A 15,041-nucleotide genomic window follows, 5' to 3' on the forward strand; every position below is an offset into this window, starting at 1 on the left:
GAATGAGGAACCATGGCATATCGAGTAGCAATCACCAACGGTTACGCGGCCCTTGACGGCAGCACGATCTTTGGCGACATTGGCCTGTCAGCCCTGACCGACGCCGGCCTCGAATGGCAGGTCCTGCCAGAACCCGTCGATTCGCTGCGGGCCGCTGAGCTCGAAGACTTCGATGCCGTCCTCGTCATGGGGCCGGAGCGCATTACGGATGCCTCGCTGCAGGCACCGGCCCGCTTGCGCCACGTGGCACGTTTCGGTGCCGGATACGATGCGATCGATGTTGCCGCCTGCACTCGCCACGGCGTGGTACTGACGAACACTCCCGACGCCGTCCGGCGGCCGGTTGCCGATGCCGCCGTCGCCCTCTTGTTCGCGCTGGCCCACAATCTGGTGGTGAAGGACCGGCTGGTCCGCGAGGGCCGGTGGAACGAGCGCGAAGACTGGCACGGCTCCGGGCTGGACGGCGCAACCGTCGGCATCGTCGGCTTCGGCGGCATAGGCCAGGAAACAGCCCGCCGGGTCAAAGCGCTGGGGCTCCGCACCGTTGCCTGGAACCGATCGGACAGGTCCGCCGAGGCCGCCGGTACCGGCGTGGAACTCATGTCTTTGGAGAACGTCCTCGCTACGAGCGACTTTGTCATTGTCACCGTTGCCGGCAACACCGGAACACGCCACCTCATTGGCCACGCCGAACTGGAGATGATGAAGCCCGGTGCGCGTTTGATCAACCTGGCGCGCGGAAGCGTCATCGACGAGGAGGCCATGATCGCCAGGCTTGCCGACGGGCGACTCGCCGGAGCCGGACTGGACGTTTTCGAGCGTGAACCGCTTCCGCGGGAGAGCCCCCTGGTGGCGATGGACAACGTGATTCTCGCGCCGCATTCGCTGTGCTGGACCGAAAGCTTCACCAAGGCCGTTTCGGGAAGCGTCATGAGCTCGATCATTGATGCAAGCCGTGGGAAAACCCCGGCGAACACCGTGAACCCGGAAGCCTGGGCGAACGCAGGCAAACCGGCGCTGGCCGGATAATGGTGCCATGCAGACACTGAAAGAGCATGCCAGCCCTCGCCGCGTCCAAAGGTCAGGGCTGCGCGAAAGCGTCTATGAGTCCATTCTGGAGATGCTCGTGGAAAACGAGTTCGCCGAGGGCGCACCGCTCCGGGTGGAAGCTCTGGCCCAGCTCCTGGAGGTTTCGCCCACTCCCGTCCGCGAAGCCCTGGTCCAACTGGAGGCCACGGGACTGGTCACGTACGTGTCCAACAAGGGCTACAGCGTGGCGCCACAATTGTCCGCCGCGGACATGGCGTCCATGATGGACGCCCGGCTGGTACTGGAAATCGCAGCGGTCCGCCGGGCCGCGGAACTCGCCGACCCGGCCCTGGCACGCCACCTGCGTAAACTCCTGGAGGGCCAGGCGAAAGCAGCCGCGCGCGTTGCCGAACTCAAGGGCGAACGGCAGAAGTCTGCCTTGCGGGATTACCTCAAGCTCGACCACCAATTCCATGACGGAATCATGCAGGGGTGCGGCAACAAGTTCCTTTTCCGCATGGCCGCCAGCCTTGATGCCCAGGCGCAGCGCGTCCGCCAGTCGTTCCTGAACGGCATTCCGGACGCGCAAGACGTGCTCGCCGAACACCACGCCGTTGCCGAGGCGATCGCTGCCGGCGATCCGGACGCAGCGGAGAAGGCAATCACCAGGCATCTCCACCGCGTCCTGTCCCTGTCCGTCGAACAGGCAGGGTAGTCATTCCACCCCTCCCCCACGGCGGCGCGCGAGGTCCAAAATTATATAGATTATCTAATTCTTGATGAAGGGAAACGAGACACCATGACAGAACCGTCACCAACGAAGGCCACGTCCCCACAGCGTGGAACTGCCGTCATCACCGGCGCCGGCTCACGCCGGGGCATCGGAGCCCGGACAGCTGCGCGCCTCGCAGCGGCCGGATGGAATCTTGGCCTCATCGACGTGGACGGCCCCGCCGTGAAGGAGCTCGCCGGACAGCTGTCAGCCGACTTTGGCGTGCAGGCCGCGGGCACCGGGTGCGACATTTCGGACGAAGCCGACGTCGACTCGGCCTTCAGGATCTTCGAGGAAGAGCTGCCGCCAGTCCAGGCCGTGGTCAACATCGCCGGCATCAGTTCGCCCAAGACGTTCCTGGAGTTGGATCTTGCCACCTGGGAACGCGTGCTGCGGGTCAATGCCACGGGCACGTTCCTCATCACCCAGCGCGCCATGGCCGGCATGATCGAACGCGGCTACGGGCGCGTGGTCAACCTGGGATCAACGGCCATGCAAAACGGAGGCGGGACGTTCAGTAAGTCATCCTACGCAGCTTCGAAGGGCGCTGTGGAAGCCTTCAGCCGGGCGATTGCCCTCGAAACCGCACAGTACGGGGTGACGGTCAACGTCATCGCACCGGCCATCATCGACACGGACATTATGGGCGGCCCCATCACGGACGAGCGCAAACCGGCGTTCCTCGCCCAACTTCCCGTTGGACGCCTTGGCACCACTACTGAAGTCGCTGCCCTCATCGAATTCCTCATTGGCGAGGACGCCGGCTACATCACGGGATCCACGTACAACATCAACGGAGGCCTCCGCATTGGCTGACCACACCATCGCAGCTGCCATGCTGCAATTCCCAAGCGTTGGCCCAGCCGGAGAGCCCGTCTCGGAATCCACCCCCGAGGTATGGAGTCAGCATCTTCAGCCAGTAGTGGAAGCCGGCTTCACCGCCGTCGAGGTTTCCACCTCATGGCTCCGCCTCGGAGACTTGTCCAACGCCCGCCTCACCGATTTCCGGAACGTCCTGGCCGATGCCGGGCTTTCCGTGCCAGGCATCTCCGTGGTCAGGCAGAGCGTGATCCATCCGGTGCGCGGGAAGGAGAACCTTGAGTTCGCCCGCAGGACCATCGACGCGGCCGCCCAACTGGGGATCGACGTCGTGTGCCTGGGCCTGCACGACGAATTGCTGCCGGCCCAAAAGTCGGCAACCTGGTTCTGGACCGTTCCCGGACCACAACGCCCGGAGGACCCTGAGGTTCGGGACCTGGCCATCCGCCGCTACCGTGAACTCGCTGCCCACGCTGAGTCCTCGGGCGTCCGGCTATCCCTGGAGCTCTATGAGGATACGTACCTGGGCTCCGCCGACGAAGCCGTCACGTTCCTTGAGGACATCGGCCACGCATCCGTCGGCCTGAACCCGGATGTGGGAAACCTCATCCGGCAGCAAGGTCCGGTTGAGCCTTGGGAGTACATCCTGGACAGGACTCTTCCCTACGCCAACTACTGGCACGTGAAGAATTACGCGCGGCTCGAGGACCCGGCAAAGGACCTTGTCCTCACGCATCCCACTTCCCTCGAATTGGGAACCGTCAACTACCGCCAGGCCGTCCAGTACGCGATCGCCCACGGCTTCACCGGCGCCTTCGTCGTGGAGCACTACGGCGGCGACGGCCTCAGCGTTGGAGCGACGAACGCCCGCTACCTGCGCACGCTTCTGCCCACCCACGCAACCCTTTCCTAGACAGGAGACCACCGTGTCACTAGCCCCCTACCCCGCCTCAGCGTTTCCGAAGGAACGCACCGCAATCGTCACCGGCGCCGCGTCCGAACGTGGCATCGGCCGGGCCACGGCCCATCACCTTGCCCGTCACGGCTGGGCCGTTGCGGTCCTGGACCGCGAACACTCCGCAAGCCAGGCGGTGGCGGAAGAGATCGCCGGGACCTACGGCGTGCCTGCCCTCGGTATCGGCGCCGATATCAGCGACCGCAGCGCGGTTGCGGATGCAGTCGCAAGAGTCGACGCCGGGCTGCCGCAATTGGTGGGACTGGTCAACAACGCCGGCATCAGCTCACCGGTCCCGTTCCTGGAAGTTTCGGACGAGGAATGGCGTCGCGTCATCGACGTGAACCTCACCGGCACCTTCCACATCACCCAGGAGGCCGCGAAAGTCATGGCCCGCCACAGCGTAGGACGCATCGTGAACATCTCTTCGGCGTCCGCCCAACGAGGCGGCGGTGTCTATGGGCGGGCCGCCTACTCCGCTTCCAAGGCCGGCCTTCTCGGCATGGCACGCACCCTCGCCAGGGAACTGGGACAGCACGGCATCACGGCGAACTCGGTTTCCCCCGGCTCCATCGACACGGACATCATGGGCGGCCGGCTCAGTGATGACCGCAAGTCCATGCTCCTGCAGGAACTGCCTGTGGGCAGGATCGGCACCGTAGATGACGTTGCCCACGTCATCGAGTTCCTGTTGCGCGAGGAATCCGGCTACCTCACCGGCGTCACCTACGACGTGAATGGAGGATCCCACATTGCCTGAGCAGCCAGCCGCCGTCGAAAACGAACTCCAAGCTGCCGCCACCGCGGATTTCCAGGCTAACCTCACCGGAAAGACCGCAGTGATCACGGGTGCCAGTTCGGGTATTGGAAGGGCCATCGCCGAACTGTTCCTTGGCAACGGGGCTACGGTCATAGGCATCCAGCGCCGTGACGGTGGCATCGACCATCCCCGTTACTCCCACGTGGCCGCGGACCTGGCCTCCCCAGGGAGTGTGGCGCATGCAGCGAACCACATCCTTGGCCACCACCACGTGGACATCCTGGTGAATAATGCCGGAATCAACATCCGCCACGGTTTCGAGGAATTCGTCCTGGACGACTGGGACACGGTACTCCAGGTGAACCTCCGGACAGTGGCGGAACTCATTCAGCTCTTTGGACGGCCCATGCTCGAGCGTGGCTCCGGAACCATCATCAACATGGCGTCCATGTTGTCCTTCTTCGGAGGCTTCACGGCTTCCGCCTACGCGGCGTCCAAGGGCGCCGTTGGGCAACTAACCAAATCGGTGGCCAATGAGTGGGCTGCCCGCGGGGTCAACGTCAATGCCATCGCTCCCGGGTTCATCGCCACGGAAATGAACACCGCCCTGCTGGCAGACGAGACCCGCGAACGCCAGATCCGCGAGCGGATCCCCGCCGGGCGCTGGGGCCGGCCCGCGGACATTGCCGGGGCGGCACTGTTCCTGGCGTCCGACGCTTCGCGCTACCTTCACGGCGTCGTCCTTCCGGTCGATGGCGGCTACCTCTCGCGATAAGCGAGTACTTTCGAAAGGCAAGACCATGCATGCAGTAGTTGCACACGGCCCGGGCGATCTCAGGATAGAGAACCTTCCCGAGCCATCCCTGGCCCCTGACAGAGTGCTGGTGCGGGTGGTGTACGGAGGCATTTGCGGCTCCGATCTCCATTATGCAAAGGATGGCCGGAACGGCGCCTACACCATCGCCGAACCGCTGACCCTCGGCCACGAAGTGGTGGGCGTCGTGCACCAGGTGGGTGCCGCCGTCGTCAGCGCCCTGCCCGTTGGGAGCAGGGTGGCGATCCACCCCGCCCGCCCCACCCCCTTGCCCGGCGGTGTCCATGGCGCCGGTTTCAACCTGATACAGGGAGGCAGCTATTTGGGAAGTGCCTCCACGAGTCCGCACACGCAAGGCGGCTTTGCAGGGTTCATCGAAGTCACACCCGAACAACTGCGGGGGCTCCCGGACGAACTCCCCCTGCGGACGGCCGCCCTTGCCGAACCGCTCGCCGTCGCGATCCACGGCGTGTCCCGCCTCGGCGACAAGGTCAAGGGCTCGAACGTCCTGGTGAGCGGTGCCGGCCCCATCGGCAACCTGGCCATCCTGGCGCTGCGCGCGGCGGGTGCGGCGAAGATCACCGCTTCGGATATCCAGGACTTTCCCCTGAAAGTTGCCCGGGAGGTAGGGGCGGACGACGTCGTCAGGCTGGGTTCGGGCGAAAAGCCACAGGACGAAGGATTCGACGTCGTTGTGGAGTGCGCGGGCGTGGTGCCATCCGTCGTGGCAGCCCTGGACGCGGCCCGCCGTGGCGGCGCTGTGCTCCAGTTGGGCATGCTGCCTGCGGGTCCCCTGCCGGTCCCCCTGGCAGGTTTGATCGCCAAGGAGCTGACGTTCTTCGGCTCGCAACGTTTTGACGTGGAACTGGATGCCGCCGTGTCCCTTTTGGCGGCTGAGCCGCGGGCGGCGGCGATCGTATCGCAGGTGTTCGAGCTTTCCGAGGCGGTGGAAGCCTTCGCGTGCGCGGCAGACTCTTCGCGCTCTTCCAAGGTCCTCCTGAAGATTGGCGCCGATCCGGACCAGTAGCGGGCGCTGATAAGGCACCCCGGCATGCCGCAGGGCACTGGGGTGCCTTCGGCGTGCCCTGTGAATTGCATAAAGGATTGCTTTGCTTGCATCGGAATCCGGTATCTACAAACATCTGGTGGCCCCTGTGACCTGCGTCGCAGAATTGACCCCAAGTCCCCGCAGAAAATATAGAAAATAGATTCTGCCTCCGGACTTTGGCCCAACTCTTCAGGAGGCTTGATGTCCCAGACAGCAGCACAGGTCAACGACCTGAGCACAACCCACCAATCGGCGATCAACAAAAAGTCCGTCTTCGCAGGGCTGGCAGGAATCTTCGTCGAACTCTATGACAACGCCATCTACGGATTCCTGGCAGGCATCCTTGCGCCGGTCTTCTTTCCGCAGGCGGACCCGGCCACGGGAACCCTCCTGGCCCTGGTCGCTTTCGGCATCCCGTTCTTCATACGTCCACTCGGCGCAGCCATCGGCGGCTATTGGGGTGACAAGATCGGCCGGCGCCGGGTCCTCATCGTCCTGGTGACCATGATGAGCGTGGCCACCGGATTGATTGGCGTTCTCCCCAGTGCCGCCACCATCGGCCTCGCAGCCCCCGTCTTCCTGGTGCTGCTGCGCTTCATCCAGGGCTTCTCCATGGGCGCCGAAACAGGAAACGGCAACTCCTACCTGGCCGAAAACGCTCCGCAGAACAAGCGCGGACAAGTGGTGAGCTACGCCAATGGGGCAACGTTCATTGCCATGATGTGCGGAACGCTCCTGGCGGCCGCCCTGACCGCGGGGCTGGGCACCCAGGCCATGACGGAGTGGGGATGGCGCGTGCCGTTCCTCATTGCCTTCCCCTTGGGTATCGCAGCCCTCTTCCTGCGGCTTAGCGCAGGCGAATCCCCGGAATTCGACAAGGTCAAGGATGACGGCCTGGTAGTGCGGAACCCGCTCCGCGAGGCTTTCGCCAGCCGTGACGCCCGCCGTGGGATGCTCCTGACCATCGTCCTGCCGCTCTTCAACAGCTCCGGCTACTTTGTCCTCTTCATCTACATGCCGAGCTTCATGTCCTCGCAGCTGAAGTTCTCCTCAGTGGAGGGCTTGATGGTCACCGGAGCTGCGCTCCTGGTGGGCGCCGGCACCTCGTTGCTTGCAGGCCGCCTCTCGGACAGGTTTGGCCGCAAGCCCCTGCTCGCAGGTTCATCCGGTCTGATGGTTTTGTGCGGCTTCCCCTGCTACCTGTTGCTCACGCAGGGGTCCGTGGTGTTCGCGCTGCTCGGTGCCATCATCATGTCCATCATCTTCTCCGGCACGTTCGGTGTGGTTCAGACTGCCATGACGGAACTGTTTCCCACCCGCATCCGTACGGCGGCCTACGGCTTTGGCTACAACTGCGGTACAGCCATCTTCGGTGGGGCTGCCCCGGCGCTCATTGCCTTCCTCATCGGAGTAACAGGCAGCATCTGGGTTCCTGCGGCATACTTGGTCCTGACCTCGGCGATCGCCTGCATCACCGCACTGCGGATCCGCGAGACGGCGTTCGTGCCGTTGCCGAAGTAGCAGATCTATTCCTGCTCAGAGTCGGTCCGCGTCTTCCACCAGGGTCCACTCGGTGCTTGCATCGTGGTGCGAGGGCATGATGGTGCCTTCGAAGACGAACGTCGCCTCGGCAAGGGGTTCATGAGGCTGCCACCAGCCGTTCGCAGGGCAGGGAGATCCAGTACAAGCCACCAGCGAATCCCGGCATCCGCCGGGTTCCTGGTGGTTCCTGTTGAAGTTGTCCATATCAGGCTCCCCCCGCCGAAGAATAGGCGTTTACCGTGGCCTAAGAACATCGGCCGGCAGCTCAATGCTAGGCATCGCAAGCGATCGTCGCGTAAGACAAAATCAGGATGCCCCGATAGCGCTTGCTTATGGATGATGGCGCTGATCCCGGGTGGGCTACATCCATAACGTATTGCTATGTAGCGACATAAAAGCTGTCTTTGTGTGACCCACACCTCACGGATTAGTTTGATCTCAGAGGCCAGTCGGCAGAGCTGCACGAACAGACAACGCCCGTGCATAACAGCTCAAGCAGGTCCTACCGGTCGTATAACTCGAGATCCCTTTCCCAGCTCGCACAGAACCGGAAGACCGCTTCTCACCCATCGCCATGGAGACGAAATGACAAATACCACTCTTCCTAAGAAGACACCGGCCAGGGCGGCAATCGCCGCCTGGATCGGAACCACGCTGGAGTACTACGACTTCGCCGTGTACGGCACCTCATCGGCGCTGATCTTCAACGTCCTCTTCTTCTCCCCTGAGCTGCCGCAGGGCATCAGCGTGCTGCTTGCGATGGTCACCTTCGCTGTCGGCTACGCCGTACGTCCCCTCGGTTCCCTCATCCTGGGTCCCATGGGTGACCGCTTCGGCCGTAAGTTTGTCATGATGATCACCCTGTTCGGGATCGGCGGTTGCACCTTCCTGATCGGCTGCCTGCCGACGTTCGCGCAGGTCGGAGCCCTCGCGCCGATCCTGCTGGTACTCATCCGCGTCATCCAAGGTCTCTGCCTTTCCGGTGAGCAGGCCAGTGCCATCAGCATGAGCCTGGAACACTCTTCTGAGCGCCGTCGCGGGTTCATCACCAGCTTCACCACGCTGGGAGCCTCCACCGGCACGCTCTTGACGTTGCTGGTCTTCATCCCGATCGCCGCCATGCCCAAAGAGCAGCTGCTGACCTGGGGCTGGCGCATCCCGTTCTGGCTCTCCGCGCTGGTGGTAGTGGTGGCCTTCCTGATCCGCCGCCATGTCCAGGAGCCGCCGGAGTTCGTCAAGAACCAGTCGCGCAACGTGAACTCGTCTCCGCTCAAGCACCTCCTGCGCTTCCACTGGCGCGCCGTTCTCCGGATCGTTTTCTGCGCGATCATCGCCGGCACCAGCTACATGATGCAGACCTTCTCGGTTGCCTTCGGAACCACCGGATACGGGCTGGACAAACCGACCATGCTCCTGACCACCACCGTCTCGGCCGTGGTCGCCCTCGCCATCACTCCCTTGGCCGGCTTCCTGGTCGACAAGATCGGCCGCAAGACCATGTTCCTCCTGGGAACGGTTGGCGTAGGCATCACGATGATGCCCTACCTCTGGGCAATCACTACCGGCAACTGGGCGCTGATCTTCATTTTCGGCATCATCAACTACTCGCTCTTCTACTCGATGGTGAACGCCTCCTGGCCGTCCTTCTTCTCCGAGATGTTCCCCAACCGACTGCGCGTCTCCGGTCTCGCCCTTGGCACCCAGATCGGCTTCGCTGTCTCGGGCGTCATCGGCCCGGTTCTTTCGACGGCCCTCGCCGGCCCGGATCTCAAGGGCTGGGTTGGCCCGTCCATCATCGCCCTTGGATTCATGATCATCGCTGGCGCATCGGCGCTTACCGCCAAAGAAACCACCAAGTACACGCTGGAACAGCTCGACGACCTGCATCAGAGCGAGCAGGAAAAGGCTGTCGTAGCCGCCGCAGCGGCAACGCCCGCCGGCGACGCACGCAACCTCGCCGCCCAGTCCGGCGCAGAGAAGTAGCGGTCACATCGAAGGGCGGGTGCTGTCGCTAAGCGATGGTGCCCGCCCCTTTTCCCACCTTTTTGGAGGATCCCATGTCTTTTTCCGATTACACCACCGCCCTGGTCACGGGTGCGTCCACCGGTATGGGCGCCGCGATCGCTGAGCGCCTGGCCAAGCGCGGCCTCACGGTCCACGCCGTGGCCCGGAACGAGGAACGCCTGACCGAACTGGCCGAGCGCACCGGTGCTGTCCCGCACGTGGTGGACCTGACCGACACCGCAGCGCTGGCCGCCGCCGTCGGGGACCTCAAAGTGGACGTGCTGGTCAACTGCGCCGGGGTGTCCCGTCCCGGAAACATCCTGGATTCCTCCGAACAGGACATTGACGAACTGGTGGACGTGAACCTGCGCGGGCTGCTCCAGCTCACCCGCCTGGTCCTGCCGGGCATGGTGGAACGGGACCTGGGCCACGTGGTCAACATCAGCTCCATCGCCGGGCTCTACAACTTCTACGGCCACACGGTCTACCACGCCACCAAGGCCGCCGTGCACCAGATCTCCCGCCAGCTGCGCAACGACACCGTGGGCAAACGCATCCGCGTCACCGAGATCTGCCCGGGCCGGGTGGAGACGGAGATCTTCGGCCGGAACATGGGCGGCTCCCCCGAGGCCATGGAAGAGGCGTGGAAGACCTACTACGAAGGCTACGAATCCCTCACCACCGACGACATCGTCAACGCCCTGGACTACGCGATCGAAACCCCGCGCCACGTCAACGTGGGCATGCTCGAACTCATGCCCACCTTCCAGGTCCCCGGCGGACTCACCTTCGACCGCCGCTGACCCTTCCAAGACCACGGAGATGGAATAACGAATGGACACGCGGCGCTTGCGCTATTTCGTGAAGATCGTGGACAGCGGCACGATTACCCGTGCCGCCGAAACGCTTCATTTGGCGCAGCCCGCTCTCAGCCAGCACCTCAACGCCCTTGAAGCCGAGTTCAAGCAGCGTCTGCTGGTGCGCAGCCGCAACGGCGTCATTCCGACGGCGGCCGGGAAATCGCTGTACCGGTACGCCCAAGGCATCCTGAGGCTCGAAGATGAAGCGCGCCGGGAAATCAACACCGAGAGTTCCAGCCCCACGGGCACCGTGACGATCGGCCTGGGCACTTACACACTGTCTTCGAGCCTGACCATTCCCATACTGGAGGCCATCCGATCCCGGTTTCCCCGCATCGTCATCCGGGTTGTCGAAACCCTCACGGTCATCCACAGCCAGGCCATCAGGATGGGCTTGGTGGACGCGGCGCTGATCTACGATCCCGGACCGGTCAAAGGCGTCAGGTTCGAACGCATCTCCACTGACGCCCTGGTACTCGTCACTCCCGCTGACTTCGAACTGCCGGACAGCACCGACACTTCGGTCGCCGTGAGCTCCCTCGGCAACCTGGACTTCATGCTTCCCAGCCCCACGCACACCCTCCGCGGCCTGGTTGAACAGGCCTTCAGCAGCCTGGGCATGGAACTGACAGTTGCCATTGAGATGGATCACGGCCACTCGTTGCGGGAAGCCGTCCAGTTGGGCCTTGGCGTTACCGTGCTGCCTGAGCCGGCCGCCGTCGCCATGTTTTCCGATGATCAGTTCACGATCCGGCGCATTACCGACCCGGGACTGTCGGCTGCCTTCGCCCTGGCGACGTCCGACGACGGTCCACAATCGGCAGCCGCCGAGGTAGTCATCGAGACCATCAGGCAGATCATCCTGGACGCCGGGGTCTCACCATCCTGAAGTGCCCGGGCCTCCCTTGAAAGGCCCAACGATCTGACGGGTGATCCAACCGCCGTAAAAGCCGCCTTCTTGGAAAGTCACCTGCTCGCCATTCACACGGCAGTGCTTCATGTGTTGCGGATAAAGTGCCACCCGGCCCCTTAGCGCCTCGAAGCCCGGTTTCGGTTCCTGGTAGGTCCAGCCACCGCGAGGGACGCTGATGCCGCCGGCCACCACGTCGAAGTAGTCCGCCCGCCCCTTGAACTCACAGAAACTCGCGCCATCAACGGGGACCAGGACACCGGCCGGAAACGCATCCAACGGCACGTAGTAGACCGGCGGATGGCTGGTTTCCAAGACGCGCACAGCATCGGTGGTGTCCACGATGACCTGCCCGCCCAGATGGACCTCAATCCGTTCCTTCCGGTTCTCGACCCTGGGCGGCCGGGGGTAGTCCCACACGGATTCCTGGCCGGGTCCGGGCTTGATGGGTCGCGGGCGGGGCCTGCCGGCGAAAAATCGTTGAGCGGAAACCATGGGTCCATGATCCCACTGACGAAGCAATCCACGTCATGTCATTCCCCGCTGCCCCAGCGTGCCAGGGCGGCGATGGCCTCGCTCAAAGCGAGCCCGCGATCGGTCAACGCGTAGGCCCGGGTGTTGTGCCGCAGGGGCAGCCGCGACAGCACGCCCGCGGTCTCGAGCTCGCGGAGCCGGGTGGCGAGTATGTTGGTGGGAATCCCGAGGTCACGCTGCAGGTCGCCGTACCGCTGTGGCCCGTCGAGCAGCCGTTCCACGATCAGGAGGGCCCACCGCGCTCCGACGATGTCGAGGGCAGCGGCGAGGTTGCTCACGCGGTCGGATCAGCGTCCGGCTTCATCCAGAACGGTGAGTAGTGGTAACCATCGGGATCGTCGAACTGGCGCTGGTACATGAAGGGGTAGTCGTCGGTGTCACCGATCCGCCCGCCGGCAGCACCGGCGCGTTCGGTGAGTTCGTCAACCGCCTCGCGGCTGCCGAGGTCGAACGAGACCGTGACCTTCGAGGGGGTGTCGGGCCCGCCGATCAGCTCTTCGGAGCCACCGACGCTCGCATACATCTCGCGGCTGCCGAGCATGACGTATTGCTCGGGAGCGATCGCGAAGCAGGACACATTGTGATCGGACATCTCGGCGTTCAGGGTCCATCCGAGGGCGGTGTAAAAGGCGGTGGAGCTCTCGACGTTCTCAACTGGGCAGGTGATGAATAGGCTCATGCGGCCATACTTGCAAAATGCAAGTGCGGCGTCAAGGCCCTGCGGCTTTGCACCCCGCAGCAACCATCCTCGCCGTCAAGCACCCGTCGGTCAGGGTACAACCTCCTGGCCATGCCAAGCTCCGTTGACCAGGTCGAACTCCCATCGAACCTGCCCGCTCCCAGAGAAATCGAGCCAGTCCAGATGGTCCATTTCCAGACCCACCCAGGCGAATCTGTCGAATGCCGCCGCCTCATCGGACGTCTCCCCTGCCAGATCTTCGACGTCCATCAGAGGACTCCCCGGGATCAGTGGCGAAGCGTACAGGTGCCGGCTGTGAGGGGCGAAGTGGCGCCAAGCACGGGCACGCTCATCCGAGTCCTCGATGATCCTCGCCGTGCCTGTGACCCGCAACTGGACCCCACGGTGGTCGTCGTACATCGTCAACGCGACCTGGGGAACCCGATCCATCTCGGAGACCTTCCCAGACGATGAGTTGGTTGCGATCATGATCCGCCCGGCCTCCCGATCGACGGCGCGGAGGATGACAGCCCGGACTCGTGGTCCGCCATCCAGACCAACAGTGCCAAGAAAGCCCAACGTGAACCCGGTGCGCCCCTTCGTGGCATCTTCCAAGCACGTCAGAAGGTGTTCAAGAATCTCTTTAGCTGCACCCATCCTGCTATTCTCGCAATTGCCTGGCCCCTTGGAACGACAGCCAATCTGGACCGGGCAGCCAGCTGCTGTAACGGCGTCGGACTTTGGAATCCTGTGGGTGAACAACACTGGAGAGAGTGAGGACCCCTATGCACACTGTTGCCAGCGGCATCGCCGTGGATCGACACTACGACCTGATCATCATCGGCACGGGGTCCGGGAATTCCATCCCCGGACCCGGGTTCGACGACCAGTCGATCGCGATCATCGAGGAAGGCTCCTTCGGCGGCACCTGCCTCAATGCCGGCTGCATCCCGTCCAAGATGTACGTCCATACCGCAGACACGGCACGTGAAATTGCTGAGTCGGGACGACTGGGATTGGAAGCCACAGTGAGCTCTGTCGATTGGCCGGGTCTGGTTAACCGTATCTTCGGGAACCGCATCGACCCCATCGCCGACTCAGGTGAGGAGTACCGCCGAGGCCCGCAGACCCCGAACATCGACGTCTACGACCAGCATGCTGTTTTCGTTGGAGAACGCACGGTCCGCACCGGCCAAGGCAAGCACCAAAAGACCATCTCAGGTGATCAGATCGTCATCGCCGCCGGTTCCCGCCCCTCCATCCCTGAGGCCATCGCCGCCTCGGGCGTGCGGTACTACACCAATGAGGACATCATGCGGCTGCCCGAGCAGCCCAAGTCCGTGGTGATCATCGGCGGAGGCTACATCGCCATGGAGTTCGCCCACGTCTTCGACGCTCTCGGAACCGACGTCACGGTTATCCCCCGTTCGACGCTCCTGCGCCACCTCGACCACGACCTCCACGACCGGTTCAACACCCTGGCGGCACAACGCTTCGACATCCGGTCAGCCCGAACCGTGGTGGACGCCGAGCAGACAGCCCAAGGGGTTACGGTCAGGCTCGACGACGGGACCTCCGCGACGGGGGAAGTACTGCTGGTAGCCACCGGGCGCATCCCCAACGGCGACCTGCTGGACCTGCCATCCGCCGGGATCGCGATGACGGAGGGAGGGCGCATCGAGGTTGATGAATACGGCAGGTCGACCACCGCCGCTGGTGTCTGGGCCCTCGGAGACGTGTCCTCCCCCTACATGCTCAAACACGTCGCCAATGCCGAAATGCGCGCTGTACGCCACAACCTGCTGAACCCCCACGATCTTCAGCGGATGCCGCACCAGCACGTCCCCGCAGCCACATTCACCCACCCCCAGATAGCCACCGTGGGCATGACCGAGCACCAGGCCCGCGAACGCGGCCACAAGGTCACCGTAAAAGTGCAGGATTATGGAGACGTCGCCTACGGCTGGGCCCTGGAAGACACCACCGGGATCTGTAAGCTCATCGCGGACCATGAGACTGGAAAACTCCTCGGTGCCCACTACATGGGCCCGCAGGCATCCACCCTGATACAGCAAATGATCACGGTGCTGGCCTTTGACCTGGACGTCCGCGACTTCGCCACCAAGCAATACTGGATACACCCCGCACTGCCCGAGGTGACGGAAAACGCCCTGCTCGGCCTCGAATTCGACAGCACCGACCACGACTAGAAGATCACCGGGCGGCGCAGAGTACTTGTCCCCCGGCGAACCGGATCTTAGCCGGATCTTAAAAGTGGAAGGTGCCCGGGCTGGTATGCCCGGGCACCTTCTGCG

Annotated in this window: 17 protein-coding genes; 12 read left to right on the top strand and 5 right to left on the bottom strand. The window is 63.6% G+C overall.

Annotated features, from left to right (window positions below; all coding sequences use genetic code 11):
* The first annotated feature begins 12 nt into the window (after positions 1–12).
* From ACIQT2_RS20885 to ACIQT2_RS20920, 8 genes are all read left to right on the top strand, one after another.
* The gene (locus ACIQT2_RS20885; RefSeq protein WP_400336573.1) at positions 13–1,029 is read left to right on the top strand and encodes a 2-hydroxyacid dehydrogenase; all 1,017 of its coding nucleotides are present in this window, start codon (positions 13–15) and stop codon (positions 1,027–1,029) included.
* Between the two features lie 7 nt (positions 1,030–1,036).
* Complete coding sequence (locus tag ACIQT2_RS20890; RefSeq protein WP_400336572.1) at positions 1,037–1,744, top strand: GntR family transcriptional regulator; 708 nt, start codon at positions 1,037–1,039, stop codon at positions 1,742–1,744.
* Positions 1,745–1,828: 84 nt separating this feature from the next.
* Positions 1,829–2,617, top strand: coding sequence for an SDR family NAD(P)-dependent oxidoreductase (locus tag ACIQT2_RS20895; RefSeq protein WP_400336571.1), 789 nt, complete (start codon positions 1,829–1,831; stop codon positions 2,615–2,617).
* Positions 2,610–3,533, top strand: coding sequence for a sugar phosphate isomerase/epimerase family protein (locus ACIQT2_RS20900; RefSeq protein WP_402950382.1), 924 nt, complete (start codon positions 2,610–2,612; stop codon positions 3,531–3,533). Before ACIQT2_RS20895 ends, ACIQT2_RS20900 begins: the two co-directional genes overlap by 8 nt.
* A gap of 13 nt (positions 3,534–3,546) precedes the next feature.
* A complete protein-coding gene (locus ACIQT2_RS20905) occupies positions 3,547–4,335 on the top strand; it encodes an SDR family NAD(P)-dependent oxidoreductase (protein WP_402950385.1) in 789 nt (262 codons plus the stop codon).
* Positions 4,328–5,110, top strand: coding sequence for an SDR family NAD(P)-dependent oxidoreductase (locus tag ACIQT2_RS20910; RefSeq protein WP_402950387.1), 783 nt, complete (start codon positions 4,328–4,330; stop codon positions 5,108–5,110). Before ACIQT2_RS20905 ends, ACIQT2_RS20910 begins: the two co-directional genes overlap by 8 nt.
* Positions 5,111–5,135: 25 nt before the next feature.
* Positions 5,136–6,176, top strand: coding sequence for an L-idonate 5-dehydrogenase (locus tag ACIQT2_RS20915; protein WP_402950390.1), 1,041 nt, complete (start codon positions 5,136–5,138; stop codon positions 6,174–6,176).
* 222 nt (positions 6,177–6,398) lie between these two features.
* Positions 6,399–7,718: an MFS transporter gene (locus tag ACIQT2_RS20920; RefSeq protein ID WP_400336566.1), complete on the top strand. Its 1,320-nt coding sequence runs from the start codon at positions 6,399–6,401 to the stop codon at positions 7,716–7,718.
* Positions 7,719–7,733: 15 nt separating this feature from the next.
* Here the strand turns inward: ACIQT2_RS20920 and ACIQT2_RS20925 are convergent, their stop codons facing one another.
* Positions 7,734–7,943 (bottom strand): hypothetical protein, encoded by a 210-nt coding sequence (locus ACIQT2_RS20925; RefSeq protein WP_402950392.1) that lies wholly within the window; start codon positions 7,941–7,943, stop codon positions 7,734–7,736.
* 381 nt (positions 7,944–8,324) lie between these two features.
* On the opposite strand from ACIQT2_RS20925, the gene ACIQT2_RS20930 reads away from it, so the two are divergent.
* The 3 genes from ACIQT2_RS20930 (at position 8,325) to ACIQT2_RS20940 (ending at position 11,492) form a co-directional block, all read left to right on the top strand.
* Positions 8,325–9,722, top strand: a complete 1,398-nt coding sequence (locus ACIQT2_RS20930; protein WP_402950394.1) for an MFS transporter — start codon at positions 8,325–8,327, stop codon at positions 9,720–9,722.
* A gap of 74 nt (positions 9,723–9,796) precedes the next feature.
* Positions 9,797–10,546 carry an SDR family oxidoreductase gene (locus tag ACIQT2_RS20935; protein ID WP_402950397.1) on the top strand — a complete coding sequence of 250 codons (750 nt, stop codon included), beginning with the start codon at positions 9,797–9,799 and terminating at the stop codon, positions 10,544–10,546.
* Positions 10,547–10,577: 31 nt separating this feature from the next.
* Positions 10,578–11,492: a LysR substrate-binding domain-containing protein gene (locus ACIQT2_RS20940; protein WP_402950400.1), complete on the top strand. Its 915-nt coding sequence runs from the start codon at positions 10,578–10,580 to the stop codon at positions 11,490–11,492.
* Here the strand turns inward: ACIQT2_RS20940 and ACIQT2_RS20945 are convergent.
* The 4 genes from ACIQT2_RS20945 to ACIQT2_RS20960 all read right to left on the bottom strand — a co-directional run bounded on the left by ACIQT2_RS20945 (position 11,481) and on the right by ACIQT2_RS20960 (position 13,383).
* On the bottom strand, positions 11,481–12,008 hold the full coding sequence (locus ACIQT2_RS20945; RefSeq protein WP_402950403.1) for a DUF427 domain-containing protein: 528 nt from the start codon (positions 12,006–12,008) through the stop codon (positions 11,481–11,483). The two genes, ACIQT2_RS20940 and ACIQT2_RS20945, sit on opposite strands and share 12 nt — an antisense overlap.
* A gap of 38 nt (positions 12,009–12,046) precedes the next feature.
* Positions 12,047–12,325, bottom strand: coding sequence for a winged helix-turn-helix transcriptional regulator (locus ACIQT2_RS20950; protein ID WP_402950405.1), 279 nt, complete (start codon positions 12,323–12,325; stop codon positions 12,047–12,049).
* Positions 12,322–12,726 carry a VOC family protein gene (locus ACIQT2_RS20955; RefSeq protein ID WP_402950408.1) on the bottom strand — a complete coding sequence of 135 codons (405 nt, stop codon included), beginning with the start codon at positions 12,724–12,726 and terminating at the stop codon, positions 12,322–12,324. The genes ACIQT2_RS20950 and ACIQT2_RS20955 overlap by 4 nt, the downstream gene beginning before the upstream one ends.
* A 90-nt stretch (positions 12,727–12,816) precedes the next feature.
* Positions 12,817–13,383, bottom strand: a complete 567-nt coding sequence (locus tag ACIQT2_RS20960; RefSeq protein ID WP_402950410.1) for a pyridoxamine 5'-phosphate oxidase family protein — start codon at positions 13,381–13,383, stop codon at positions 12,817–12,819.
* 128 nt (positions 13,384–13,511) lie between these two features.
* Between ACIQT2_RS20960 and mtr the strand changes: the two genes are divergently transcribed.
* The gene (gene mtr / locus ACIQT2_RS20965) at positions 13,512–14,936 is read left to right on the top strand and encodes a mycothione reductase (RefSeq protein ID WP_402950412.1); all 1,425 of its coding nucleotides are present in this window, start codon (positions 13,512–13,514) and stop codon (positions 14,934–14,936) included.
* Positions 14,937–15,041 lie beyond the last annotated feature (105 nt).

The sequence above is a fragment of the Paenarthrobacter sp. NPDC090522 genome, assembly GCF_044769225.1.
GTDB lineage: Bacteria > Actinomycetota > Actinomycetes > Actinomycetales > Micrococcaceae > Arthrobacter.